This window comes from Actinotalea lenta, from assembly GCF_030586465.1.
In the GTDB taxonomy this organism is placed as follows: domain Bacteria; phylum Actinomycetota; class Actinomycetes; order Actinomycetales; family Cellulomonadaceae; genus Actinotalea; species Actinotalea lenta.
On record NZ_JAUQYP010000001.1, the window covers coordinates 2,404,786 to 2,428,904 of the forward strand.

Consider the following 24,119-nt stretch of genomic DNA (forward strand, 5'->3'; position numbering starts at 1 on the left):
GTGCTACGTCAGCGGCGCTTGCCGGGGGCGGCGTCGCCCTCGTCGCGCGTCTCGTCCTCGGTCTCGTGGGCGTCGTCGTCCGCACCCTCGGACTCGTCGACCTCCGCGAGGTCCTCGTCTTCGAGCTCGTCGTCCGCGACGTACTCGTCGTCCTCAGACTCCTCGTCCTCGAACTCTTCGTCCTCGAGGTCGTCGTCCGACGCCTCCTCCTCGGAGCGCTCCCAGTCCTGGCCGTCCCAGTCGAAGTCCTCGTCGAACTCCTCCTCGGCGCCCTCGGGCTCCTCGGGCTCCTCCTCGACCGGAGGCTCGACGAGCTTGGCGATGGCCGGCTTGTACCAGCGGCTCGTGACACCCGGGGCTGTCTCGAGCGTCACGGCATCGCCGTGCACCTCGACGACGGTTCCGTACATCCCCGAGCCGGTCATCACCTCCTGCCCGGGCTCGAGGTTGTCCCGGAAGGCGGACTGCGCCTTCTGCTGCTTGCGGTTACGGCTCGAGAGCCAGAACATCGCCGCGACCATGATCGCAAGGATGATGACGAGTTCCATGGGGTGTTCTCACGTCCTGTCTGAGGTAAGCCGCGCCGCAGTCTAGGTGACGGGCGCTCCCCCGCCCTAACGCCACGGCGGCGCCGCTGGTTCCGACCCTCCCACGGAGGTCAGTCGAACAGGGTCTGCCCAGCGTCGGGAGTCGCAAGGCCCAGGTGCTCGTACGCCCGCGGGGTCGCCACGCGCCCGCGCGGCGTCCGACCCATGAGGCCCTCGCGGACGAGGAACGGCTCGGCCACGGTCTCCACGGTCTCCGGCTCTTCACCGACCGCCACGGCCAACGTCGTCAGGCCGACCGGACCACCGCCGAACCGTTCGCAGAGCGCACCGAGGACGGCACGGTCGAGCCGGTCCAGCCCCAGGACGTCGACCTCGTAGACCTCGAGCGCCGCACGTGCCGCGTCGAGGTCGAGCCGCCCGTCCCCGCGAACCTGCGCCCAGTCGCGGACGCGGCGCAGCAGCCGGTTGGCGATCCGCGGGGTTCCTCGCGATCGCCCGGCGATCTCCACGGCCGCCGCGACCTCGAGCTCCACGCCGAGCAGCCCGGCGGACCGGACGAGCACCTGGCGCAGCTCGTCCGGGTCGTAGAACTCCAGGTGCCCGGTGAACCCGAACCGGTCCCGCAGCGGCGCGGGCAGCAGGCCGGCACGCGTCGTGGCACCCACCACCGTGAACGGAGGCAACGTCAGGCCGATCGCGTTCGCCCCGGGTCCCTTGCCGACCACCACGTCGACCCGGAAGTCCTCCATGGCCACGTAGAGCAGCTCCTCGGCCGGGCGCGCGAGCCGGTGGATCTCGTCGAGGAAGAGCACCTCGCCCTCCTCGAGCGAGGACAGCACCGCAGCCAGGTCTCCGGCGTGCTGGATCGCGGGACCGGATGTCACACGCACGGACGTCCCGAGCTCTGCTGCGATGATCATCGCCAGCGTCGTCTTGCCCAGGCCGGGCGGCCCGGACAGCAGGAGGTGGTCCGGCGCGCGCCCCCGGCCGATGGCGGCGTGCAGCACGAGCTCGAGCTGGTCGCGCACCACGCGTTGGCCGACGAACTCCGCGAGTCGCCGCGGCCGCAGCGCAGCCTCAGCCGCGCGCTCGACGTCGTCGGCCCCAGAGGCGACGACCCGTTCCGGGGCGACGTCCTCGTCAGGCACGGCTGCCACCAAGGCCGCGCAGGGCCGCGCGCAGCACGCCGGCGACGTCGGTCACCGGCTCGGAGTCGGGCACCGCCGTGTCGACCGCCAGCTGCGCGACCTTCTGCGGCCAGCCCAGGCCGACGAGGGCCTCCACGACCTCGCCGCGGCGGTCCTGCCGGGCGGGCTCGGGGACGGTGGCCGGGCCGGGCGGGCCGAGCCGGTCGGCGAGCTCGAGGACGAGGCGCTGGGCTCCCTTGCGGCCGATGCCCGGGACGCGCTGCAGCGCCGCGAGGTCCTCGCCGGCCACCGCAGCGCGCAACGCCTCAGGGCTGTGCACGGCGAGCATGGCCAGGGCGAGCCGCGGACCGATCCCGCTGACGGTCTGGACCTGCTCGAACACGTCGCGCTCGTCGTCGTCGGCGAACCCGAAGAGCGTGAGCGAGTCCTCCCGCACCACCATGGACGTCGCCAGCCGGGCCGGCTCCCCGTGCCGCAGGGTGGCCAGGGTCGCCGGGGTGGCCTGGACGAGCAGCCCGAGGCCTCCCACCTCGATCACGGCAGCATCCAGGCGCAGCGCCGCGACCCGGCCGCTCACCGTCGCGATCACCGCACACCTCCGTGAATCCTCGGACCCGCGCCGAGCCGAACACCTGTACGACGCACGCTAGCAAGCCTCAGGCTCAGCGGGCGCTCCGGCGCGCCGCAGCCTCGGCTGCTGCCCACGCGTGCTGGGCCGCCGTCCGCCCGCCCCCGCGCTGCGCGCCGACGCCCCCGCCCGCCGGACGCCACAGGTGGCAGATGGCCAACGCGAGGGCGTCCGCCGCGTCGGCCGGGGTCGGCCTGGCGTCCAGCTCGAGGATCCGGGTGACCATGGAGGTGACCTGCGCCTTGTCGGCGCGACCGCTACCGGTGACCGCTGCCTTGACCTCGGACGGGGTGTGCAGCGCGACCGGGACGCCCCGACGCGCGGCGGCGGCCATCACGACACCCGAGACCTGCGCCGTGCCCATCACGGTGCGGACGTTGTGCTGCGCGAAGACCCGCTCCACCGCGACCGCGTCGGGCGCATGCCGGTCCAGCCACGCCTCGACCTCTGCCTCGATCGCGACGAGCCGACGCGCGGGGTCCTCGCCCGCGTCGGACCGCGCGACCCCGACCTCCACGAGCCGCACCCGACGCCCGGGCATGGCGTCGACGACTCCGAGGCCGCACCGCGTCAGCCCCGGGTCGACTCCGAGCACTCTCACCGCGACAGTCTCCCCCGCAACCCCCGGGACCCCCGCGACCGACACCCCGACCCGCCCCACAACCCCGGTGGTCAAGGCACTCCGCCCCAGCCCAGGTGCGCGGTCCATTCAGGCCCGCGCCTCCCGTCGGCGGCCGGCCGGGGGTGGGTCAGTCCTCGTCGTCCAGGGCTGCCATGACGTCGTCCGAGGCGTCGAAGTTCGCGAAGACGTTCTGCACGTCGTCGCTGTCCTCCAGCGCATCGATGAGCCGCAGCACCTTGCGTGCGCCGTCGACGTCGACCTCGATCTGGGTGGCGGGCACGAACTGGGCCTCGGCCGAGTCGTAGTCGATCCCCGCGTCCTGCAGCGCGGTGCGCACCGCGACCACGTCGCCCGCCTCGCTCATCACCTCGAACACGTCACCGAGGTCGTTGACCTCGTCGGCCCCGGCGTCCAGCACGGCCGCGAGGATCTCGTCCTCGCCCACGCCGTCAGCCTTCGGGACGATGACCACGCCGCGCCGCGAGAACAGGTACGACACGGATCCCGGGTCCGCCATCTGGCCGCCGTTGCGCGTGAAGGCCACCCGGACATCCGACGCCGCCCGGTTGCGGTTGTCGGTGAGGCACTCGACCAGGACAGCGATGCCGCCGGGCGCGTAGCCCTCGTACATGATCGTCTGGTAGTCGGCCCCGCCGCCCTCGGCGCCCGAGCCCCGCTTGACCGCGCGGTCGATGTTGTCGTTGGGAACCGACGACTTCTTCGCCTTCTGGATCGCGTCGTAGAGCGTCGGGTTGCCGGCCGGGTCACCACCGCCCACCCGCGCGGCGACCTCGATGTTCTTGATGAGCTTGGCGAAGAGCTTGCCGCGGCGGGCGTCGATCACCGCCTTCTTGTGCTTGGTCGTGGCCCACTTGGAGTGACCGGACATGACTACCCCTCGACGATCTGGACGAACAGCCGGTGCAGGCGCAGGTCCCCGGTGATCTCCGGGTGGAAGGACGTGGCCAGCACGTCGCGCTCGCGCACCGCGACGATCCTACCGGCGGCGGGGCCCGCCTCGACCTGGGCGAGCACCTGGACCCCTGGACCGGCCTCCTCGACCCAGGGTGCCCGGATGAACACCGCGTGCACCGGATGATCGGCGCTGTCCGGCACCCCCGCGACCACGAGGTCGGTCTCGAAGGAGTCGACCTGGCGACCGAACGCGTTGCGCCGCACCGTCACGTCCAGCCCCCCGAGGGTCTGCTGGTCGGCGGTGCCGCCAACGATCCGGTCGGCCAGGAGGATCATGCCCGCGCACGAGCCGAACGCCGGCATGCCCGCAGCGATACGGGCCCGCAGCGGTTCGAAGAGGTCGAAGGCCCGCAGCAGCTTGTCGATCGTGGTCGACTCCCCACCGGGGATCACCAGCCCGTCGACACGCTCCAGCTCCGCCGGACGACGCACCGACGTGCTCGTGGCTCCGCAGGTCTCCAGCATCGCCAGGTGCTCACGGACATCGCCCTGCAGGGCCAGGACGCCGACGGTCGGTCTCACGGGGCGCGAGTCTACGGAACCCCGGACCGGTCCATGCCGTTGGGCCGGCTGCGCGGTCGCAGCCCTCTCTCTCGGGCCATACCGTGACAATTCGGGTTGCGTGTCCGCGCGCCCGTCGCTCGACGGAAGGGGGCCCTCATGTCGAGCTTCACCTCCGAGGCGTTCAGCGGGAAGAACCGCTTCCTGCTCCGCATCGCCCTGATCGCTGCCGTGGGCGGCTTCCTGTTCGGCTACGACACCGGGATCATCTCCGGCGCGCAGCTCTACATCACCAAGTCGCTCACGGTGAGCGACTCCCAGAAGCAGTGGATCGTGGGATCCCTCCTCGTCGGTGCGGTGATCGGTGCGTGGGTCTCGTCGTACCTGGCCGAGCGCATCGGCCGGAAGTGGACGAAGGTCTGGAGCGGCACGACCTACGTGGTCGGGGGCGTCGTGTCGGCCTTCGCACCGAACATCGCGGTCCTCCTGGGCGCACGGTTCGTGCTGGGCCTCGCCGTGGGCACGGCGTCCTTCGTCTCCGTCGAGTACATCTCCGAGCAGGTCCCGGCCCGGATCCGCGGCGGCGTGACGAGCTTCAACCAGCTGATGGTCACCAGCGGGATCCTGGTCGCATACCTGGTGGCAGCCGCGTTCCAGAACGTGTCCGGGACGTGGCGCTGGATGCTGGGGCTGTCCGTGGTCCCCGGTCTGGTGCTCGCCCTGGGCATGCTCACCGTCCCGCGGTCGCCGCGCTGGCTGATCGCGCACGGTCACGAGGACGAGGCGCGCGAGGTGCTGAGCCGTTCCCGCAGCGAGCAGGAGGTCGAGGACGAGGTCCAGCAGATGCAGGAGGCCGCCGGCAGGTCCCGCGACATCCGGTTGCGCTCGCTCTTCACGGGCCGGCTGCGCCCGCTGATGCTCGTCGGGCTCGCGCTCGCGGTCTTCCAGCAGCTGATCGGCGTCAACACCGTCGTCTACTACTCCGCCACGATCCTCAACGACACCGGGCTGAGCATCTCGGGTTCCGTCCTGCGCGCCGTGACGGTCGGCATCACGAACGTGGCGTTCACGATCCTGGCCATCGCACTCCTGGACAAGGTCGGCAGGCGTGCCCTGCTCCTGGTGGGAACCGTCGGCGCCACGATCTCGCTCGTGGGGCTCGGGCTGTGGTTCCAGCTCTCCTCGTGGCAGTCGGCGACCTGGCTCGCCCTCGTGTTCCTCTTGACGTTCATGGCGTCGTTCGCCGTCGGCCTTGGCCCGGTGTTCTGGCTCATGATCAGCGAGATCTACCCGCTGGGGGTCCGCAGTCGGGCGATGAGCGTGGCGACGATCGCGAACTGGGCCGCGAACTTCGTGATCTCGTTCTACTTCCTTGCCCTGGTGAAGTCGATCGGGGAGCCTGCGACCTTCTGGCTCTACGCCGGGTTCGGGGTCATCGCCACCGCGTTCTTCCTGGCCAAGGTGCCCGAGACCAAGGACAAGACCCTCGAGCAGATCGAGGCGGAGCTCGGGGCCGACAGCCGATAGCGTCGGGCCGTGGATCTCACCAGCCGGGCAGCGGCCCTGGACACCGAGCACCGCGACACGGACCTGCGGCACCTGTTCCGTCTGCCACCGGGGGTCTACCTGGACGGGAACTCGCTCGGCGCCCTGCCCGCCGCCGTACCGGGCGCTGTGCACGAGGTCGTCGACCGGCACTGGGGACAGGACCTCATCGCGTCCTGGAACCGGCACGGCTGGTGGTCGGCGCCGCAGCGGGTCGGCGACCGGATCGGTCGGCTCGTCGGCGCCGCCCCCGGCCAGGTCGTGGTGGGTGACACCACCTCTGTGGCGCTGTTCCAGGCGGTCTCGGCGGCCCTCACGCTACGGCCCGACAGGCGCGCGATCGTGATCGACCCCGCCTCGTTCCCGACCGATCTGTACGTCGTGGCGGGGCTCGCCGAGCTCACGGGCCACCACGTCGTGACCGCGTCGCCCGACGGGATCCCCGCCCTGCTCGACAGCCGTAGCGACGTCGCCGTCGTGGTGGCCTCGCACGTGGACTTCCGCACCGGCCGGTTGTGGGACCTCCCCACCGTCACGCGGGCGGCGCACCGGGCCGGCGCGATCACGGTGTGGGACCTCTCGCACAGCGCCGGGGCCGTCCCGGTCGAGCTCGACCGCCACGAGGTCGACCTCGCCGTGGGCTGTGGCTACAAGTACCTCAACGGCGGTCCCGGTGCCCCGGCGTTCACGTACGTCGGCCACCGCCACCAGGCCGGCTACGTCCCCGCGATCCGCGCGTGGCACGGTCATGCGGAGCCGTTCGCGATGGAACCGACCCACCGGTTCGCCGACGACGTGGCGCGGGCCCGCGGAGGCACCCCGCCGATGCTGTCGCTGCTCGCACTCGAGGCCGCGCTGGGCGTGTTCGACGGGCTCGACATCGACGACGTCCGACGGCGGTCGTCGTCGCTGACAGGGTTCCTCATCGAGGCGCTCGACGAGCTGGCACCCGAGGTCGAGGTGGTGACGCCACGCGATCCGGAGGCGCGCGGCTCGCACGTGTCAGTCGCGCACCCCCAGGCCTACGGCATGAGCCAGGCGCTGATCGCACGTGGCGTGACGGGCGACTTCCGTGCGCCCGACCTGCTGCGCCTCGGGGTCGGTGCGCCGTACCTCACGCACCGTGACGTCCTGCACGCCGTACGCCAGCTCCGTGCGGTCCTCGACGGCGGCGAGGCCGAGGCGCTCGACGGGCCGCGCCGGACCGTCACGTGACGGCGCGGTGGTGGGTGCCTGCAGCGGCGCTGCTGGTGGCCGGTCTCGCCCTGGTGACGGCGGCGGCTGTGCTGCTCGGCACCGGGGTGCGGGCGTTGGCCGCCGCCCAGGATGCCTCCTCGAGCGGGATGGGCGGGATCGCCCTCACGCTCGTGGCACTCGCCGTGCTCCTCCTGGGGGTCCTCAGCGGGGCCGCAGGGATCTTCTGGTGGTGGATCGCCTGGCGACGGCGCCGCCGAGCCGGTTGACCGCGGCCGTCAGGCCCCGTCCGGCAGCGTGCGCAGCACCCCGTCCCAGCCGTTCAGCAGTCCACGGACCACGGCCGGCAACCGTGCTGGGAACACCTCCAGATGCTGGGCCTCGAGGTCGTCGAGGTCCCACCACGCCAGCTCGTCCATGAAGTCCCGCTCGATGGCGGTCCAGCCGTCGGCAACCAGCTCGGGCGCGTCGGCGATCCGGGCGAGGAAGAACACCTCGTCCTGACGCACCGGGAGCGCCCAGAAGTCGAACACGGCGGCGCGGCGCAGCACCGGGCCCACGAGCCGTTCGGCGTCCAGGCGCAGGCCCGTCTCCTCGAAGAGCTCGCGAGCGGCGGCCTGCCGGGCCGACTCCCCCTCGTCGATACCGCCACCGACCGTGAACCACCACGAGCGCTCCGGGCGGTCCGCATCATGACCCCTGGCCAGGAGGAGCCGATCCTGCTCGTCCAGCAGCAGCACGCGCGCACCGCGACGGTGCCAACGGCCGTCCGCCCCGAGCGTCCAGTCCGGGCCCAGGAAGCCGGGCCGGCCCGCAGCCGCCGTCACCAGCCGCGCTCGGCCAGCCGGTGCGGCTCGGGAACCTCCTCGACGTTGATGCCGACCATCGCCTCTCCGAGGCCCCGCGACACGTCGGCGATCACGGCGGGGTCGTCGTAGAAGGTCGTGGCCTTGACGATGGCCGCGGCGCGACGTGCGGGGTCCCCGGACTTGAAGATGCCGGAGCCGACGAACACCCCCTCGGCGCCGAGCTGCATCATCATCGCGGCGTCCGCAGGCGTCGCGATGCCACCCGCGGTGAACAGCACCACCGGGAGCTTCCCGGTGCGTGCGACCTCTGCCACCAGCTCGTACGGGGCCTGCAGCTCCTTGGCGGCCACGAACAGCTCGTCCTCGGGCATCGACGTCAGCCGCTTGATCTCGGCCCGGATCTGCCGCATGTGCGTCGTCGCGTTCGACACGTCGCCGGTCCCGGCCTCGCCCTTGGAGCGGATCATCGCGGCGCCCTCGGTGATACGGCGCAACGCCTCGCCCAGGTTGGTGGCACCGCACACGAACGGCACGGTGAACGCCCACTTGTCGATGTGGTTGGCGTAGTCCGCCGGGGTCAGCACCTCCGACTCGTCCACGTAGTCCACTCCGAGGCTCTGCAGGACCTGCGCCTCGACGAAGTGCCCGATGCGCGCCTTGGCCATCACCGGGATCGACACCGTGTCCACGATCCCCTGGATCAGGTCTGGGTCGCTCATCCTGGCGACACCGCCCTGGGCACGGATGTCGGCAGGAACGCGTTCCAGGGCCATCACGGCCACGGCACCGGCGTCCTCGGCGATCTTCGCCTGCTCGGGGGTGACCACGTCCATGATCACGCCGCCCTTGAGCATCTCCGCCATGCCGCGCTTGACCTTGGCGGTGCCGATCAGCTGGCCGTTGTCGTCGCTCATGAGACCTCGATGTGAAAGGGATGGGGAGCCCGACGGCTCCGCTCGGGCCCTGCCATCCTAGCGATGCTCGCCGAGGGCGTCGGGCATCGCATCGTCGATCTCCACGGTCGCCGGGAGGGGTGCGCGGCCCTGGAGGCGCAGGACCCGCACCACGACCTTGCGACGGACGCGCCGCGTCTGGGCGACCGCCTCGTTGTGGAAGCGGCGCGCCAGCGTGACGCGGTACCAGGCTGCCTGCAGCGCGTCGAGGAGCTCCGCCCCGTAGGGTTCGGCCCGCAGCGCGGCGACCTCGTCCGGCTCCTCGAGGGCGGCGCGGACGGTCGCGGACAGCTCAGACTCCGCGAGGTCCCGTTCCGCGTGCTCCGCGTCGCCGAGGGGGACGTGCACGTCCAGACCACCGACCGGCGCGTCCGCGTCGACGGAACCGGCCAGCAGCGCGCGCCAGGCCGCCTCCCCGACGAGCACCGAGCTCACCGGGTCCATCAGCCCGCTCGCCGCGAGCTCCGCCGCCGCCGACGCCCGCCGGACCAGCTGGTTGTCGAGCGCGGCTCGCGAGGAGCCCACCTTGCGGTGCAGCCGGTCCAGCCGGCTGGCCTGCACCCAGACCAGCCACACCGTCACGAGGAGCGCGGCGGTGATGGCGACGGTGACCTCGGACCAGGTCACGTCGGTTCTCCGGGGCGACGCGACCGGGGATCCTCCGCGACCCTGGTGCCCGCCCCTGCGATCACCATCTCGTACACCGCGAGCACCTGGCCGGTGACCGTCGACCAGTCGTACCGGCGCACCGCCCGGGCGGCGTGGTCGACGGTCCGCGCCCGGAGCTCCGGGTCCCCCAGGACACGAAGGAGTGTCGCGGCGAGGTCGGTGGAGTCGCCGACCCGGAAGGTGACCCCTGCACGCCCGTCGTCGAGCACACGCCGGAACGCCCCCAGGTCGCTGGCCACCACCGCGGCACCTGCGCTCATGGCCTCGACCAGGACGATCCCGAAGCTCTCGCCACCCGTCTGCGGCGCCACGTACACGTCCACCGAGGACAGCAGCCGAGCCTTCTCCTCGTCACTGATGCCACCCAGGAACTCGACGGACCCGGCCAGGGGTCCGAGCGTCTGCCGTGCCTCCTGGGCCCCCGCGTCCCCGCGGCCTGCGACGAGGAACCGCGCCCCCGGGTACCGGTCGAGCACCGGCGCGACGGCGCCGGTCAGCACGGGCAGGCCCTTGCGCGGCTCGTCCAGGCGCCCGAGGAAGGCGATCGTCGGAGCGTCGGGGGTCCCGGTCCAGCGGGGGTCGGGAGCGGCGTCGGCGAACGTGTCGACATAGACCCCGTTCGGGATCACCACGGCGTCACCGCCGACGTGCTCGACGAGCGTGCGTCGGGCGTCCTCGGACACGGCGATCCGGGCCGAGATCTTCTCCAGGCTCGGTCGCACGATCGGGTGGGCCATCTGCAGCGCCCGGGATCGCAGCAGAGCCGTGTGGAACGTCGCGACGATGGGCCCCGACGCGATCCACAGGGCGAGCATCCCGAGACTCGGCGTCACGGGCTCGTGCAGGTGCAGAACGTCGAAGTCGCCTGCCGCGAGCCACCGGCGTACCCGGCGGGCACTGACCGGGCCGAACGTCATCCGGGCGACCGCGCCGTTATACCGGACGGGCACGGCCCGGCCGGCCGGCACCAGGTAGTCGGGCACAGGAGTCTCGTCGTCCGCCGGGGCGAGGACGGACACCTCGTGACCGAGCCGCTGCAGGGCCTCGGCGAGGTCGCGTACGTGGAACTGGACCCCGCCGGGCACGTCGAACGAGTACGGGCAGACGATCCCGATCTTCATCGCGCACCCCCGCCCGCGCCATCGACCGACGGGAGCCTGCTGGCGTCCAGGTCCGCGACGAAGACCCGCTGGAGCATGTGCCAGTGGCCGGGGTGTGCGGCGATGTCCGCTCCGAGCACATCGACCCACCCCTGGGTCAGCACCCGGACGAGCTCCGCCCGGGGCGTGCCGGCGGGCGCCTCCACGCGGGTGAACTCGATCCTCAGGCCCCAACGACTCCTCGCCGAGCGCCGCCGTGCACCGTGCAGACGCTCGTGCCGCAGGGCTGCCGCGTACAGCGGCACCCCCGTGGCGACGGACAACGCCGCAGGTCCGGCCGCGACCCGGGCGCGCCGGCCGCAGAGGTCGACCTCGACGCCGCGTTCGGTCAGGTCGCGGTCCGCCAGCAAGGGGATCAGGTACCCCCCGGCATGAGCGGTGCGGACCAGTTCCCGGAACACGTCGTGGCCGCTGTCCAAAGGCAGGATGCGGAGTCCGATCGCGCCGCGCAGCCCGTAGAACGCGTCGTAGACCTCCGGTGGCTCGAGCCGTTCGGCCACGGTGGTGATCGGCGCGAGGTTCCTCGTGGCCCAAGCTCCTGCCAGGTCCCAGTTGCCCTGGTGCGCCAGCGCCACGGCCACCGAGCGACCGGCGGCAGTCTCCGCGAGGATCCCCTCGGTGCCACTGACCCGGACGCGGGCATCGATCTGAGCCGGGGTGCGCCCGGCGAGAGTGAAGGCCTCGGCGTAGTAGCGCAGGTAGTTCTGCATGCCTGCCCGGCTGAGCGAGCGGATCTGCCGGGGGGACAGGTCGGGCCGCACCGTCGCGAGGTTGGCCTCGAGGCGCCGGACCCCGTGCCCGCGGCGCAGCCACGCGGCGTCCGCACCCGCCGCGGCCAGCGCACGGACCAAGGCTTCGGGGACGCGGGGGGCGAGGTGCACCGCTCCCACGAGCCCGCGGGCGGCCAGGTTCACGCTCGGCTCTCCGTCCCGCCCGAGCCCGCGGTCGCCTGCCGGTACACGGTCGCCATGCGCTGGACGACCGTGATCGCGCTCGCCAGTGCCAGGAGGACGAGTACGACGTCGAGCAGCACCGGCGTGACACCGAGTCCGACGAGGCCGGTGGCCACGAGCACCGACACGAGCCGGTCGGCCCGTTCGGCGATCCCGACCTGCGCCGTCATCCCCAGGCCCTCGGCCCGGGCCCGCGCGTAGGGGACGATCGAACCGAGCACCAGAGCTGCCAACGCGAAGGCAGCCCCGACGGTGTCACCCGTGCGCTCGAGGTGGACGAGCAGGCCGCAGAAGATCGCGGCGTCGGCGAACCGGTCCAGGGTCGAGTCCAGAAAGGCCCCCCACCGTCCCGAGCGGCCGGCAGTGCGCGCCATGATGCCGTCCACCAGATCGGAGAACACGAACACCGTGATCACCATGGTCCCGCCGAACAGGTGCCCGGTCGGGAACAGCGTCAGGGCGGCCACGACCACCCCGAGCGTGCCGACCACCGTCACCACGTCGGGGGACACCCCCATCCGCAGCAGGAGCCGCGCGATCGGCCCGAGGACGGCCGTGAAGAACGAACGCAGCCTGCTCAGCACCGGATCACCGCCCCGGCCAGGCCGCCGCGAGACGGTCCCGCGTGTCGCCGAGCAGCTCGGGCAGCGCCTTGGTCCGGCCCACGATCGGTAGGAAGTTCGCGTCCCCCGTCCAGCGCGGCACCACGTGCTGGTGCAGGTGAGCCGCGATGCCCGCCCCGGCGACCTGGCCCAGGTTCATGCCCAGGTTGAAGCCCTGCGGCGCCATGACGTCGCGCAGCACCCCGATCGCCGTCCGCGTCATCGCGGACAGCTCGGCGGCCTCGTCCTCGGTGAGGTCGAGGGCGTCGGAGACGTGCCGCACCGGCACCACCATGAGGTGACCGGAGTTGTACGGGTACAGGTTGAGGAGCGCGAACACGGTCTCACCGCGCGCGACCACCAGCCCGTCGGTGTCCGCGGCGGCGGCCGCGCGGCAGAACGGGCACAGCTCCGCCTGGGGACCAGCCGGCTTGTCCTGACCCTGGATGTAGACCATGCGGTGCGGGGTCCAGAGCCGTTCGAAGCCGTCCGGCGTCCCGGCCAGGCCCTCGGCGGGGTCGGCCGGCTGCCCGCTGGAGTCGTCGACCACGGTCAGACCTGGGCCCGTGTGCGCACCGCCGCGACGATGCGCTGCACCGCCTCGTCGACCGGGACCTGGTTGTCCTGGCCGCCGTCGCGGTACCGGAAGGACACGGCGCCGGCCTCGACGTCCTCACCGCCCGCGATGAGGGTGAACGGCACCTTCTGCGTGGAGGCGTTGCGGATCTTCTTGCCGAACCGGTCGTCGGAGAGGTCGAGCTCGGCGCGGATCCCTTCTGCCCGCAGCCGTTCGACGACCGCGGCCAGGTAGTCGTTGAAGGGCTCGGCGACCGGCACGGCCACCACCTGCACTGGCGCGAGCCACGCCGGGAAGGCCCCCGCGTAGTGCTCCACGAGGATCGCGAAGAAGCGCTCGATCGACCCGAACAGCGCTCGGTGGATCATCACCGGCCGCTGGCGCGTCCCGTCCGGCGCGGTGTACTCCAGCTCGAAGAGCTCCGGCTCGAAGAAGTCGAGCTGGATCGTGGACAGCTGCCACGTTCGCCCGATGGCGTCCTTCGCCTGCACGGAGATCTTGGGGCCGTAGAACGCCGCGCCGCCCGGGTCGTCGACCAGGTCCAGCCCGGACGCCGTGGCCACCTCGCGCAGGGTCTCGGTCGCCTCCGCCCAGGTCGCATCGTCCCCCACGGACTTCTCCGGGTCGCGGGTGGACAGCTCGAGGTAGAACTCCTCCAGGCCGTAGTCGCGCAGCAGCTGGAGCACGAACGTGAGCAGCGAGCCGAGCTCGTCGCGCATCTGCTCACGCGTGCAGTAGATGTGCGCGTCGTCCTGCGTGAAGCCGCGGGCCCGGGTCATCCCGTGCACGACACCGGACTTCTCGTAGCGGTACACGGTCCCGAACTCGAACAGCCGCAACGGCAGCTCACGGTAGGACCGACCCCGTGAGGAGTAGACGAGGTTGTGCATCGGGCAGTTCATGGGCTTGAGGTAGTAGTCCTGGCCCGCCCGCCGCACCGTGCCGTCGGCGTCCCGCTCCTCGTCCAGGTGCATGGGCGGGTACATCCCGTCCGCGTACCACTCCAGGTGCTTGGACGTCTCGAAGAGCTTCGCCTTGGTGATGTGGGGGGTGTTGACGAACGAGTACCCGGCCTCGACGTGCCGGCGCCGCGCGTAGTCCTCCATCTCCATGCGCACGATGCCGCCGCGCGGGTGGAAGACCGCCAGGCCGGAACCGATCTCGTCCGGGAAGCTGAACAGGTCCAGCTCGTTGCCCAGCCGGCGGTGGTCTCGGCGCTCGGCCTCCGCGACCCGGTCCAGGTAGGCGCGCAGCTCGTCCTTGGTGGGCCACGCCGTGCCGTAGATGCGCTGGAGCTGGGGGTTCTTCTCCGATCCCCGCCAGTACGCCGCGGCCGACCTGGTGAGCTGGAAGCCGTTGCCGATCAGCCGGGTGGAGGGCAGGTGCGGGCCGCGGCACAGGTCCTGCCAGGCCACCGAGCCGTCCCGGCGCAGGTTCTGGTAGATCGAGAGTCCACCCAGCCCGACCTCGACCCCAGCGCCGTCCTCGTGACTTCCCGGGGTCCCCTTCAGGCCGATCAGCTCGAGCTTGTAGGGCTCCGCGGCGAGCTCGGCCCGCGCCTGGTCCTCCGAGAGGTCCCAGCGGCGAAAGGTCTGGCCCTCCTTGACGATGCGCTGCATCGCCTTCTCCAGGGCCTTGAGGTCCTCGGGCGTGAACGGGGTGCTCACGTCGAAGTCGTAGTAGAAGCCGTCGGTGACGGGCGGCCCGATGCCCAGCCGTGCGTCCGGGTTGACCTGCTGGACGGCCTGGGCGAGCACGTGCGCGGTCGAGTGCCGCAGCACCGCGAGCCCGTCGGGAGAGTCGATCGCCACACCCTCGACGGATGCACCGTCGGGAACCTCGGCCGCGAGGTCGCGCAGCTCGCCGTCCACACGGACGACCACGACGTCGCGACGGTCGGCGTACAGCGACGCGCCGGTGACCGGACCGTCGAGCCGCTGCTCGGCGCCGTCGACGGTCAGGGTGATCTGGGACACAGGACTCCTCCGGGTGATCGGGCGCTTCGATGCTACCGAGCGCCGGGGGCCCCGCGGTGCGACCGGCCGGGCATGCCGGGGGAACAGGGTCGAAAGGAGCTCTCGCGCGATGGCGTCCATGCCTGGACAGGCACCGCGGATCCGACGCGCGGGGTTTGCTCCGTCCGGGTGACCCCCTGCGCTACTTCACCCTGCTGCAATCGGGTGAGCCGAAAGTCCCATAATCACAGTCTGACCTGGGCCGATGAGGAACGAATGAGGTCCCGAATCGGGCAATTGCCCCCGTTCGGGGGATGGGTGGGATCCCCGTCGGTGGGCGATACTGGGTTCGAACCAGTGACCTCCTCGGTGTGAACGAGGCGCTCTACCACTGAGCCAATCGCCCATCGTGGCGGTCAGGGTTCAACCGCACGACGCGACCCGCATGTTACCCGGTACCCAACAGAATGCCGAAACCGAGATCCGGCTCCCCCGCCGCAGACCTCGGGTCCGCAGAAGCCACCCGAGAGGGGTGACAACATGGCCGACAGCCCCCACGCCGTCCATGACGCCGTCCCCATGCACCTGGTGCTCCCCGACGCCAGCGTGCTGCCCATCCGCGCCGATCTCACGTTCGACCCCGCGGACCCTTACACCGTGCGAGCCGACTTCGTCGGTTCCCACTCCACGTCGACCTGGCTGATCGGTCGCGAGCTCTTCGCGCACGGGATCCTGGCCGATGCGGCGTCCCCCGCCGGCACCGGCGATGTCCGGGTGTGGCGCGACGAGGACCCCACCTACCTGCTCATCTCGCTCAGCGGCGTCGAGGGCGACGCCCTCCTGGCAGGGCCGGCCGAGCCCTTCGTCCAGTTCATCTCCACGAGCGTCAAGCTCGTGCCCTTCGGCCAGGAGAGCTCGCACATGGAGGACGAGATCTCCCGCCTCATCACCTCGCTCCTGCAAGCCTGACCCCGCCCCGGGGCCCCCGACCGTCGACGGGCGCGCGGAAGGTCACGGGTCGATCTGCTCCGCGGCGCGCCGGGCGTACATCCTCGTGACCTCCGCGATCAGCGGGGTCGCGGCGAGCGGCACGCCGTCCAGCTCGACGACCGGCACGAAGGTGCGGATGGAGCCGCACAGCGCCAGTCCGGCCCGGCCCGCTGAGACCTCGTCCAGAACCTCCCAGGGCAGGGCCTCCTCGCCGACGGGCAAACCTTCCTGCGCCGCCCACTCCAGGACCAGCGCCCGCGTGATGCCCGCCAGGCAGCCACTCGACAGCGGCGGCGTGACCAGTCGCCCGTCGAGCTCGACGAACGCGTTGGAGCCGGTGCCCTCGCACAGCTCGCCTCGCGTGTTCGCCAGCCATGCCTCGTCGGCGCCGACCTTGGTCGCCTCAGCCACGGCGACGACGTTCTCCGCGTACGACGTGGTCTTGAGCCCCGCGACAGCGGAGCGCTCGTTGCGCACCCAGCGCGACCTGACGGTGCGGATCGGGTGCGGCGGCGGCACCGGGCCTGCCACCACCAGGACGGTCTGGGGGCCCGGGGTCCGCGTGGAGCCCAGCGGCCCGATCCCGGCCGTCACGGTGATCCGCAGGCGGCCCAGGTCAGGACGCTCCCCCAGGACCGCCGAGACCCCGGCACGGACCGCGTCCAGGTCGGGATCGTCCAGGCCGAGGCCGCGAGCAGAACGGGTAAGCCGCGCGAGGTGGCGCGTCAGTGCGAAGGCCTGCCCGTCCACCACCTGACAAGTCTCGAAGACCCCGTCGCCCACCGTGATCCCGTGGTCGACCGCGCTGAGCACGGGCTCCTCGGGGTCGCGCAGGCGCCCGTCCAGCCACACCACGATCTCGTCCATTGCTCTCCTTCCCCGAGTGCCATCCTCGCGCAGAGTCAGCGGCTGGCGAGGCCGACGAGCCGCGCGGCCTTGAGCTCGGTCTCGGCCCACTCCGCGTCCGGGTCCGAGTCCCAGGTGATCCCTGCTCCGGTACCGAACCGGAGGACCCCCCCACCCTCCGGGGCCCACCAGAACGTCCGGATGCCCACCGCGAGCTCAGCCCGGCGCTCGTCGGCGTCGATCCAGCCGACCGCACCGCAGTACGGGCCGCGCGGGACCGGCTCGAGGCTGGCGATGAGGTCGAGTGCGGCGTGCTTGGGAGCGCCGGACACCGAGGCCGGCGGGAACGTCGCCCTGAGCACGGCCGGCCAGGTCGCGTCCGTCAGCGCCCCACGCACCGTCGTGACCAGGTGCACCAGGCCGGGGTGCGGCTCCACCTCCAGCAGCCGGGTCACCTCCACCGTGCCGGGTAGGCACACCCGCTGCAGGTCGTTGCGCACCATGTCCGCGATCATCACGTTCTCCGCGGCGTCCTTGGCCGTCAACCCCTCGATCGTCGCGGCGGTGCCCTTGATCGGACCCGAGGTGATCCAGCCGTCCCCGATCCGCAGGAACAGCTCCGGCGACGCGGTGACGATCCACACCGCCGGGTGGTCGCCGCCGCCCGGCACGTGGAGCGCACCCGAGTACGGCGCAGGATTACCCGCGGACAGCCGGGCGGCGAGGGCGGCCGCGTCCGGCTCGCCGGCTGCGGGCGCCAGCGGAGCGCTCAGCACGCGACAGAGGTTCACCTGGTACACGTCCCCGTCCCGGATCGCGCGCCGGACCGCCCGCACACCTTCGACGTAGGCGGCCCGGTCGAGCGATGTGGTCCACTCCCCCGCCCGCGGGCCCCGCCACATGGGCGGGCCCCCCGGCGCGCGGTACCTCTCGACCTCCGCGAAGCGCCACGCACGGGCCGGACCCTCGAACTCCGCGACCACGGCCCAGAATCCCTCGGTCACCCGGTCGAGGCGCAGGTCGACGTGGTCCACCACCTGATGCGCCCGGCGCCCCCCGAACACCGCCCAGCCGTCGCCACCCGCCTCGAGCACCGTTCGGGTCATCGCCACACCGTAGCGAGCGCCGAGTTGGACTCCCGGCGAGGACGTCGACTACAGTTCCCGATGCGCACAACGCCCCAGGCGAGGTGCAGCGCGGACGTGGCTCAGTTGGTAGAGCATCACCTTGCCAAGGTGAGGGTCGCGGGTTCGAGTCCCGTCGTCCGCTCGGAGGCGACATCCACCTCGTGGACGCAGGCCTCATCGGTGGAGTGGCCGAGAGGCGAGGCAGCGGCCTGCAAAGCCGTATACACGGGTTCGAATCCCGTCTCCACCTCGCAGAGCAGTATCCTGCAGGTCCCCGGGCGATTGGCGCAGCGGGAGCGCGCTTCCCTGACACGGAAGAGGTCACTGGTTCGATCCCAGTATCGCCCACCAGCAAAGCCCCAGGTCAGCGGCCTGGGGCTTTCGTCATCGCGCCTGAAGACCGCACCCGGCCCTCTCGGTGCGGCGCGGCACCGTCCACCGGACCGCAGCCCCGCTGGCCCGTGCTGACGCCGATGCCTGGGGTCTCGGTGGGCCTACGTCACACGCAGCGGTCCACTCAGTCCGACGCTGCCCGCAGTTCACGGTGCTCGCGTTCCACGTCGTCGAGGAACTCGTCCACCTGCCGGGCGATCTCCTCGTCCGGGACACCCAGCTCGCTCGCAAGCAGTCGTCCTACCTCAGGGGCCGCAGCAGCGGCCGCAGCCGAGTTGAGCAGGCGCGCCGGGATCCGGCGCGAGAGCACGTCGAAGACTGTCGCGGCCATCTCATGACGCACGGCGAAGACCGCTTCCGCCCAGATGTAGGGCAACCCCCGGGCGATGGGCTCAGCCATGGCCGAATCCGCCGCGCTGATGTCCTGCACGAACCGGGCCTCGGTGCCGTAGCGCCCTGACAGGTGCGCGAAGACACCGCCGGTCGCCTCGACGGCCTCGGCGTCGAAGCCGGCCCCACCGACCAGCGATGAGTGCGAGGTCCGGCAAGGCCGACGGATCTCCAGGAGCGTGCAGGCCCGGTCGACGACCTGCTCGGCCATGGAGCGCGACGTCGTGAGCTTTCCACCGGCGACCGTGATGATGCCGTTCGCGACGACGATGTCGTGCTCGCGGCTGAGCTCAGCGGTGTCGCCCTTCCCGGTGTCGATGAGCGGCCGCAACCCTGCCCAGGTTCCCGTCACGTCGGCGAGGCTCAGGTCGGTGGTGAGCACCCCGTTGAGCGACTCGAGCAGAAGCTCTGCCTCGTGCCGCTCACATCGCGGATCGTCGAGATCGCCCTGGTAGGCGGTGTCCGTCGTGCCGAGGTAGGCGTAGTCCCCCCAACGGACGACGAACCCCCGCCCGCCCCTTCCTCGCAGCCCACCCAGCATCGGGAAGACGAGCCCGGACTGGCTCCGCACCCGTTCCCACGGGACAACCACGTGGACGCCCTTGGCGGGCCGGATCCGCTGCGGCCGGGCGCCGCCGCTGAGTGCGTTCACCTCGTCGCTCCACACGCCCGTCGCGTTCACCACCACGCGCGCGCGTGCCGTGCGCCGGCTGGTGCTGCCGTCGGCATGGCGCACCGTCAGGTGGACCACGCGCGGTCGGCTCGGCACGTAGTCCTCCAGCCCGGACACCTCGCAGTGGTTGGCGAGCATCGCACCCTCGTGTGCGGCGGTTCGGGCGACGCTCAGCGTCAGGCGGGCGTCGTCGGTCCGGGTGTCGAAGAACAGGAGGCCGCCGCGCAGTCCGTCGGGCTGCAACGTCGGACAGTGCGCGAGGGTCTCGTCCGGGCCGAGACGGCGGTGGAGCCGACCGATGCGCCAGCCGCCCGCCGCGTCGTAGGCGACCAGCAGCCCTTCGAACCCCTTCGCCATCCGGAGCCCGAGGGGGCCGGCCTCCCGGCGCACCGGGAACAGGAACGGCAACCGACGAACCAGGTGGGGAGCACGCTCGTACATCCGCTGTCGCTCGAGCAGGGAGTGGTAGACGATCCGGAACTCTCTCTGCTCGATGTAGCGCAAGCCACCATGGACCATCTTCGACGACGCGGACGACGTCCCGGACGCGAAGTCATCCCGTTCGACGAGTCCGACCCGAAGCCCTCGCATGGCGGCGTCCAGCGCCACACTGACCCCGGTGATCCCACCACCGATGACCAGGACGTCGAGCAGGGACGTGGAGATCATCTCCACAGCCGCGTCTCGTTGGAAGGGGACCGGTTCGGCGCGGCCCGCGACGGCCGCCCGTCTGCGGCGGGCAGATCGCCCCGTCACCCCGGACGGCCATCGGCCGGCGCGCTCATCCACCCCGGCACACCCGCGTCATGTGCCCAGTCTCCATCACACGGCAATCCGGTAACCCTGATATCAGCGGACTCGCGCCGGGTTTCGCACCGCGAACACGCCCACGGCGGGACCTCTATCCTGCTACTACGCCACGGCAGGATGAAGCCACGGTGCTCGATCTGCCACGGAACGAACGGCGAACGACTGGTAGCCGACAATCGCCGGTTCAAGGCGAATGGCAACGGCGGTGCTGACCGGAGGAGTCATGCTCAACCTCGACACGACGAAGCTGAACCCCGTGGACCAGCGGATCGTCGACCAGCTCCTGACCGAAGGGAAGCGCAATCCGTCGCTGCGGATCCGGGAGGCGGCGGAGATCTGCGGCTGCTCGATGTCTCAGGTCTCCAGGGCAGTGCGAAAAGCGGGGTTCAGCGGGTACAAGGATTTCCTGCACGTCCTCTCGACCGGGGAGCAGCCCCTCAAGCCGGCCCTCGCCGAGCTCGAGCGCCTCAAGAAGGTCATCGACGATTTCGACATCGCCGCGGTCGATGAGTTTGCCCGCCTGATCCAGCGGCACCAGAAGATCACCCTGTTCGGCTACGGGCCGTCCCTGATCTGTGCCCGCTACTTCGAGTACAAGCTGCATCTGTGCTCGAGCGCTTTCGTCACCACCGCTCCGGACGAGCAATCGGCGCGCAGCCTGCTGGACGCGACCAGCCTTCTCATCATCCTGACGACGACCGGCCAGTTCCGATCCTTCGGCGACCTTGCACTCGATGCCAGGGCCAACGGCGCAGACGTGGTGATCGTGTCCGAGGAGTTCAACCCCCAGCTCCTCGAGACGTCCAGCCATTACCTCGTCCTGAGCGACCACAAGCAGCCCGACGCCCTCGAGCCGTATGAGAAGACTCGAACGGTCTTCTTCATCTTCCTCGAAGAAGTGATCAGCAGGCTGCGGCAGCTCGGACCGGCGGCCAAGGGATGACGTGGTGGCGGCCAGCTCAGCTCGCACGGCCGGCTCCGCGGTCGGGAGCCGGCCGGTGACGCCTCGGCGTGACGTCGATCGCGCCTTCCACGCGCTCGGTCCGAGCCTCGTGGTAGGCGTCCTCGCCGGGAGCGCGCCTCCTACTCCTGGGCCGCCTCGACTGCCTCGTGCATCTGCATGAGAGTCCCCTCGAGCATCGGGACGAGATCCCGGTAGACCCCCGTGTTGATGGCCTCGTAGACCCTGCGGTTCGACGGGATCGGGTTGTACTCGTCCTGCTCGTGCACCATGGCGGCGACTGCCTGGGGGAAGTCGTCGTACACGCCGGTCGCCACCGCGACGCTGATGGCAGCCCCGAGACCCGCCGCCCCGTTGACCCTGTTGCGTACCGTCCGGATCCCGAAGACGTCGCTGACGATCTGCATGAACAACGGGCTGTTCGAGCCACCACCGCACACGATCAGCTTCTCCGGGACGGTCCCGACGTCGCCGACCATGTCATCGAGGTTGTTCTTCATGCGCATCGCCAGGGCTTCCATGATGGACCGGTACATGTGCCCCCGGGTATGCCTCTGATCGAAGCCGATCATGACGCCCTTCTGGTACAGCTGGCTCGCGGGGGCGAGCCAGTCGGGAAGCGTCAGGAGTCCGTCCGATCCGGCGGGAACCTTGGCAGCCTCGACCTCGAGGACCTCCTCCACCGTCCGACCTGATTCGCGCGCGCTGCGTTCGAAATCCTCGCCGATGACGCTCTTGAACCACGAGATGTGCCACATGCCCCCGCGGATGCCCGTGCTCTCGTACAGGTAGCGATGCGGGATGGACGACAGGTTGGTGAAGTAGGTGGTGCCGTCCGGCAGGTTCTCCTCGCCGGAGAGCATGGACGTGATGTACGTGCCCAGGGACAGGAGCGCGACGCGGGGCTCGATGAGCCCCGACCCGAGGGCCTCCACGGCCTTGTCGTTCGCGGTGGCGACCACGGGAAGGCCTTCCGGCAGTCCGGTCTCGCGCGCAGCAGCTGCGGACACGCGCCCGAGGACGTCGCCGGGCAGACCCATGTCCAGGAGCTTGGCCCTCGGGATCCCGAACGTCGCCTGGACCTCAGGGTCCTCGGACCACGTCCAGGTGTCTGTGTCGACCGGGAACTGGTACTGGTAGGAGTTCGCGATGGTGTCCTTCAGCTCGCCGGTGAGCCGGAAGGTCAAGTAGCCCGAGGTCGACCCGGTGTAGCCGATGTCCGGATCGTCCTCGAACGGCTCGTACGCCCGAACGTCCATCCAGCTCATCACCGGTGCCGCGAGGGAACCGTCCTTCTTGAGGAAGACACGGCAGCACCGGATCGAGCACAGGCCGATCCCCTTGATGGCGGACACGTCCCCGGTGAAGGAAGCCATGAGCTTCGTGAGGGCGGCCTTGGCGCTGTCCCACAAGTCGTCCTCGGGATGCTCGACCCAACCCCGCTGCCGGGACACCATCGGCCTGAGGGACTCGCTCGCACTGAGGAGGACTTCGCCGCTCTGGTTGATCAACGACACCTTGGTGCTCTGGGTGCCGCTGTCGACACCGAGGAAGTACACGTCCCGCATGCTGGTCACCGGGGCCTTTCGTCTGGGCATTGAAGGTGGTCGAGGGAGGGGACGTGTCGTCCCGCCGGGGCTCAGCGCATCAGGTAGCCGCCGTCCACGGTCAGGACAGTGCCGTTGACGTAGTTCGACGCGTCGCTGGCCAGGAAGACGCAGGCGCCCATGAGGTCGGCCGTCCAGCCCCACCGGTTGGCCGGGATGTGCGACAGGATCGCGGCATTCCGCTCCGGGTCGTTGCGAGTCTTCTCCGTGAGCTTGGTGCTGAAGTACCCGGGCGCGATGGCGTTCACCTGGACGTCGAACTGCGCCAGCTCGTCACACATGGCCTTGGTCAGGCCGACGATCCCGTGCTTGGTGGCCGCGTAGGCCGGCGACCACTGGCCGCCCAGGAACGAGTAGAGCGAGCCGATGTTGATGATCTTGCCCCTGCGCTGCTTGATCATGTGCTTCGCGGCTTCGTGGGTCATCTCGAAGGCGGCCGTCAGGTTGACCCCGACCATCTTGTCCCACTCCCTGCGGGTGAACTGCGTCACGTCCTCGATGTTGATCGAGATCCCCGCGCAGTTGACCAGGACATCGACGCTCCCCCAGGCCGTCACACAGGTGTCCACGGCCCGCCGGCACTCGCCGTCGGCCGTGATGTCCGAGTCCAGGTGCAGGTACTCGCCACCACAGTCCTCGACCCACTGCTGGGTCTCACCGTCCTCGGCAACCATGCTGACGGTGAGTACGTTGGCGCCCGCCTTGGCAAGCGCCACGGAGAAGGCCTGACCCAGACCCGTGTTGCCACCGGTGACGATCGCGTTCTTGCCCGCCAGGGAAAACATGTCCATCGTGAAATCCGTCACATTCATGACCCATCTCCTTGTGTGTGCGTTCGGGTTGCGGCGATGCGTTCGAGCAGCCCTTCGATGAAGACTCGCCCGTCTCCTTCGACGGCGATGTCGGAGACACTGCAGATCGGGGCGCTGCGGTCCTTGTTGACCGAGACGACGTACTCGGCGCCCCGGATGCCGGCGAGATGGGGGGAGGCGCCGGAGATGCCGATGGCCACGTACAGGCGGGGGCGCACCGTCTTGCCCGACTGGCCGACCTGGATGGCCCGTGGAGCCAGGCCCATGTCGACGGGTCGCCGGCTCACGGCCACCGCCCCGCCCAGGGCGACGGCGAGGCGGTCGAGGAGGTCGAGGTCCCCGGCGATCCCTGCGCCGCCGGCGACCAGCACCTCGCTGTCGCGGATGTCCCGCCCCGCCGCCTTGGTCTGACGGCTGATCAACCGCACGCGCGGGTGGGGGTCGTCGTCGACGTCCACGTCGATGAGTTCGGCAGTCGTGGCCACCGGATCGGCATCGGTGAACGCTCGCGGCCGCACGCTCATCATCACCGGACCATCCCCCCGGCAGGCGATCGTGGCCCGGATGCGACCGCTCCAAGCGGGTCGGGTCATCCAGACGCCGTCTGCGTCGCGCCCGACCCCGGTCACGTCCGCCACGAGGCCGGCGTGCAGGCGCGCCGCGGCGCGTGG

General features: G+C 71.0%; 25 protein-coding genes and 4 tRNA genes. 8 read left to right on the plus strand and 21 right to left on the minus strand.

Translation table 11 applies throughout. From position 1 onward, the window contains the following. Positions 1-8: 8 nt before the first annotated feature. The 6 genes from yajC to pdxT form a co-directional block, all read right to left on the minus strand. Positions 9-548, minus strand: a complete 540-nt coding sequence (yajC, locus tag Q6348_RS11475) for a preprotein translocase subunit YajC (RefSeq protein ID WP_304601422.1) — start codon at positions 546-548, stop codon at positions 9-11. Between the two features lie 110 nt (positions 549-658). Next, positions 659-1,696 (minus strand): Holliday junction branch migration DNA helicase RuvB, encoded by a 1,038-nt coding sequence (gene ruvB, locus Q6348_RS11480; RefSeq protein WP_304601423.1) that lies wholly within the window; start codon positions 1,694-1,696, stop codon positions 659-661. Continuing rightward, the gene (gene ruvA / locus Q6348_RS11485) at positions 1,689-2,285 is read right to left on the minus strand and encodes a Holliday junction branch migration protein RuvA (protein WP_304601424.1); all 597 of its coding nucleotides are present in this window, start codon (positions 2,283-2,285) and stop codon (positions 1,689-1,691) included. The genes ruvB and ruvA overlap by 8 nt, the downstream gene beginning before the upstream one ends. A 73-nt stretch (positions 2,286-2,358) precedes the next feature. Further along, positions 2,359-2,925, minus strand: a complete 567-nt coding sequence (gene ruvC, locus Q6348_RS11490) for a crossover junction endodeoxyribonuclease RuvC (RefSeq protein ID WP_304601425.1) — start codon at positions 2,923-2,925, stop codon at positions 2,359-2,361. Positions 2,926-3,073: 148 nt separating this feature from the next. Continuing rightward, positions 3,074-3,835, minus strand: coding sequence for a YebC/PmpR family DNA-binding transcriptional regulator (locus Q6348_RS11495; RefSeq protein WP_304601426.1), 762 nt, complete (start codon positions 3,833-3,835; stop codon positions 3,074-3,076). A gap of 2 nt (positions 3,836-3,837) precedes the next feature. Then, positions 3,838-4,443, minus strand: a complete 606-nt coding sequence (pdxT, locus tag Q6348_RS11500; protein ID WP_304601427.1) for a pyridoxal 5'-phosphate synthase glutaminase subunit PdxT — start codon at positions 4,441-4,443, stop codon at positions 3,838-3,840. A 138-nt stretch (positions 4,444-4,581) separates the two neighbouring features. On the opposite strand from pdxT, the gene Q6348_RS11505 reads away from it, so the two are divergent. From Q6348_RS11505 to Q6348_RS11515, 3 genes are read left to right on the plus strand one after another with little or no spacing between them, the layout of a single operon-like run. After that, a complete protein-coding gene (locus Q6348_RS11505) occupies positions 4,582-5,949 on the plus strand; it encodes a sugar porter family MFS transporter (RefSeq protein WP_304601428.1) in 1,368 nt (455 codons plus the stop codon). 9 nt (positions 5,950-5,958) lie between these two features. Then, entirely contained in the window at positions 5,959-7,182 is a 1,224-nt protein-coding gene (gene kynU, locus Q6348_RS11510; protein ID WP_304601429.1) for a kynureninase, read from the plus strand. A 14-nt stretch (positions 7,183-7,196) separates the two neighbouring features. Further along, a complete protein-coding gene (locus Q6348_RS11515) occupies positions 7,197-7,430 on the plus strand; it encodes a hypothetical protein (RefSeq protein ID WP_304601430.1) in 234 nt (77 codons plus the stop codon). Positions 7,431-7,439: 9 nt separating this feature from the next. Here Q6348_RS11515 and Q6348_RS11520 read toward each other — a convergent pair whose 3' ends face one another. The 9 genes from Q6348_RS11520 to Q6348_RS11560 form a co-directional block, all read right to left on the minus strand. Then, positions 7,440-7,988, minus strand: coding sequence for an NUDIX hydrolase (locus tag Q6348_RS11520; RefSeq protein WP_304601431.1), 549 nt, complete (start codon positions 7,986-7,988; stop codon positions 7,440-7,442). Continuing rightward, positions 7,985-8,884 (minus strand): pyridoxal 5'-phosphate synthase lyase subunit PdxS, encoded by a 900-nt coding sequence (pdxS, locus tag Q6348_RS11525; RefSeq protein ID WP_304601432.1) that lies wholly within the window; start codon positions 8,882-8,884, stop codon positions 7,985-7,987. Before pdxS ends, Q6348_RS11520 begins: the two co-directional genes overlap by 4 nt. A gap of 57 nt (positions 8,885-8,941) precedes the next feature. Beyond that, positions 8,942-9,550: a hypothetical protein gene (locus tag Q6348_RS11530; RefSeq protein WP_304601433.1), complete on the minus strand. Its 609-nt coding sequence runs from the start codon at positions 9,548-9,550 to the stop codon at positions 8,942-8,944. Continuing rightward, positions 9,547-10,713, minus strand: coding sequence for a glycosyltransferase family 4 protein (locus tag Q6348_RS11535; RefSeq protein WP_304601434.1), 1,167 nt, complete (start codon positions 10,711-10,713; stop codon positions 9,547-9,549). The genes Q6348_RS11530 and Q6348_RS11535 overlap by 4 nt, the downstream gene beginning before the upstream one ends. Beyond that, positions 10,710-11,666: a phosphatidylinositol mannoside acyltransferase gene (locus tag Q6348_RS11540; RefSeq protein WP_304601435.1), complete on the minus strand. Its 957-nt coding sequence runs from the start codon at positions 11,664-11,666 to the stop codon at positions 10,710-10,712. Before Q6348_RS11540 ends, Q6348_RS11535 begins: the two co-directional genes overlap by 4 nt. Then, on the minus strand, positions 11,663-12,289 hold the full coding sequence (pgsA, locus tag Q6348_RS11545) for a phosphatidylinositol phosphate synthase (protein WP_304601436.1): 627 nt from the start codon (positions 12,287-12,289) through the stop codon (positions 11,663-11,665). The genes Q6348_RS11540 and pgsA overlap by 4 nt, the downstream gene beginning before the upstream one ends. Before the next feature lie 4 nt (positions 12,290-12,293). Next, positions 12,294-12,857: an HIT family protein gene (locus tag Q6348_RS11550; RefSeq protein ID WP_304601437.1), complete on the minus strand. Its 564-nt coding sequence runs from the start codon at positions 12,855-12,857 to the stop codon at positions 12,294-12,296. A 2-nt stretch (positions 12,858-12,859) separates the two neighbouring features. Then, a complete protein-coding gene (gene thrS, locus Q6348_RS11555) occupies positions 12,860-14,860 on the minus strand; it encodes a threonine--tRNA ligase (protein ID WP_304601438.1) in 2,001 nt (666 codons plus the stop codon). A gap of 313 nt (positions 14,861-15,173) precedes the next feature. Next, positions 15,174-15,245 (minus strand) — tRNA-Val (locus Q6348_RS11560). A gap of 134 nt (positions 15,246-15,379) precedes the next feature. Here Q6348_RS11560 and Q6348_RS11565 point away from each other — a divergent pair. After that, on the plus strand, positions 15,380-15,808 hold the full coding sequence (locus Q6348_RS11565; protein ID WP_304601439.1) for an SsgA family sporulation/cell division regulator: 429 nt from the start codon (positions 15,380-15,382) through the stop codon (positions 15,806-15,808). A 42-nt stretch (positions 15,809-15,850) separates the two neighbouring features. Here Q6348_RS11565 and Q6348_RS11570 read toward each other — a convergent pair whose 3' ends face one another. Together Q6348_RS11570 and Q6348_RS11575 are read right to left on the minus strand one after the other, a co-directional pair. Then, complete coding sequence (locus tag Q6348_RS11570; RefSeq protein WP_304601440.1) at positions 15,851-16,696, minus strand: aminotransferase class IV; 846 nt, start codon at positions 16,694-16,696, stop codon at positions 15,851-15,853. Positions 16,697-16,731: 35 nt separating this feature from the next. Beyond that, positions 16,732-17,781 carry a chorismate-binding protein gene (locus Q6348_RS11575; protein WP_304601441.1) on the minus strand — a complete coding sequence of 350 codons (1,050 nt, stop codon included), beginning with the start codon at positions 17,779-17,781 and terminating at the stop codon, positions 16,732-16,734. 90 nt (positions 17,782-17,871) lie between these two features. Between Q6348_RS11575 and Q6348_RS11580 the strand changes: the two genes are divergently transcribed. From Q6348_RS11580 to Q6348_RS11590, 3 genes are all read left to right on the plus strand, one after another. Next, positions 17,872-17,944, plus strand: a tRNA-Gly gene (locus Q6348_RS11580). Positions 17,945-17,981: 37 nt separating this feature from the next. Further along, a tRNA-Cys gene (locus tag Q6348_RS11585) sits at positions 17,982-18,052 on the plus strand. Positions 18,053-18,078: 26 nt separating this feature from the next. Further along, positions 18,079-18,153, plus strand: a tRNA-Val gene (locus Q6348_RS11590). A 166-nt stretch (positions 18,154-18,319) separates the two neighbouring features. On the opposite strand, the gene Q6348_RS11595 is transcribed toward Q6348_RS11590, so the two are convergent. Then, positions 18,320-19,927 (minus strand): glycerol-3-phosphate dehydrogenase/oxidase, encoded by a 1,608-nt coding sequence (locus Q6348_RS11595; protein ID WP_304601442.1) that lies wholly within the window; start codon positions 19,925-19,927, stop codon positions 18,320-18,322. Positions 19,928-20,291: 364 nt separating this feature from the next. Here Q6348_RS11595 and Q6348_RS11600 point away from each other — a divergent pair, with 364 nt between their 5' ends. Beyond that, positions 20,292-21,011: a MurR/RpiR family transcriptional regulator gene (locus Q6348_RS11600; RefSeq protein WP_304601443.1), complete on the plus strand. Its 720-nt coding sequence runs from the start codon at positions 20,292-20,294 to the stop codon at positions 21,009-21,011. A 140-nt stretch (positions 21,012-21,151) separates the two neighbouring features. Here the strand turns inward: Q6348_RS11600 and Q6348_RS11605 are convergent, their stop codons facing one another. The 3 genes from Q6348_RS11605 to Q6348_RS11615 all read right to left on the minus strand — a co-directional run. Continuing rightward, entirely contained in the window at positions 21,152-22,597 is a 1,446-nt protein-coding gene (locus Q6348_RS11605; RefSeq protein ID WP_304601972.1) for an FGGY-family carbohydrate kinase, read from the minus strand. A 71-nt stretch (positions 22,598-22,668) separates the two neighbouring features. Continuing rightward, positions 22,669-23,448 carry an SDR family oxidoreductase gene (locus Q6348_RS11610; RefSeq protein WP_304601444.1) on the minus strand — a complete coding sequence of 260 codons (780 nt, stop codon included), beginning with the start codon at positions 23,446-23,448 and terminating at the stop codon, positions 22,669-22,671. Next, positions 23,445-24,119: electron transfer flavoprotein subunit alpha/FixB family protein (locus Q6348_RS11615; RefSeq protein WP_304601445.1), on the minus strand; the 675-nt coding region annotated here is incomplete at its 5' end. The genes Q6348_RS11615 and Q6348_RS11610, both read right to left, overlap by 4 nt.

Coding starts and splice junctions, on each gene's coding strand:
- pdxS (WP_304601432.1), bottom strand. CDS start 8,884: ATGAGCGACGACAACGGCCAGCTGATCGGCACCGCCAAGGTCAAGCGC.
- Q6348_RS11570 (WP_304601440.1), bottom strand. CDS start 16,696: ATGGACGAGATCGTGGTGTGGCTGGACGGGCGCCTGCGCGACCCCGAG.
- Q6348_RS11600 (WP_304601443.1), top strand. CDS start 20,292: ATGCTCAACCTCGACACGACGAAGCTGAACCCCGTGGACCAGCGGATC.
- Q6348_RS11610 (WP_304601444.1), bottom strand. CDS start 23,448: ATGAATGTGACGGATTTCACGATGGACATGTTTTCCCTGGCGGGCAAG.
- Q6348_RS11535 (WP_304601434.1), bottom strand. CDS start 10,713: ATGAAGATCGGGATCGTCTGCCCGTACTCGTTCGACGTGCCCGGCGGG.
- Q6348_RS11505 (WP_304601428.1), top strand. CDS start 4,582: ATGTCGAGCTTCACCTCCGAGGCGTTCAGCGGGAAGAACCGCTTCCTG.
- Q6348_RS11595 (WP_304601442.1), bottom strand. CDS start 19,927: ATGATCTCCACGTCCCTGCTCGACGTCCTGGTCATCGGTGGTGGGATC.
- Q6348_RS11495 (WP_304601426.1), bottom strand. CDS start 3,835: ATGTCCGGTCACTCCAAGTGGGCCACGACCAAGCACAAGAAGGCGGTG.
- Q6348_RS11575 (WP_304601441.1), bottom strand. CDS start 17,781: ATGACCCGAACGGTGCTCGAGGCGGGTGGCGACGGCTGGGCGGTGTTC.
- Q6348_RS11605 (WP_304601972.1), bottom strand. CDS start 22,597: ATGCGGGACGTGTACTTCCTCGGTGTCGACAGCGGCACCCAGAGCACC.
- yajC (WP_304601422.1), bottom strand. CDS start 548: ATGGAACTCGTCATCATCCTTGCGATCATGGTCGCGGCGATGTTCTGG.
- Q6348_RS11565 (WP_304601439.1), top strand. CDS start 15,380: ATGGCCGACAGCCCCCACGCCGTCCATGACGCCGTCCCCATGCACCTG.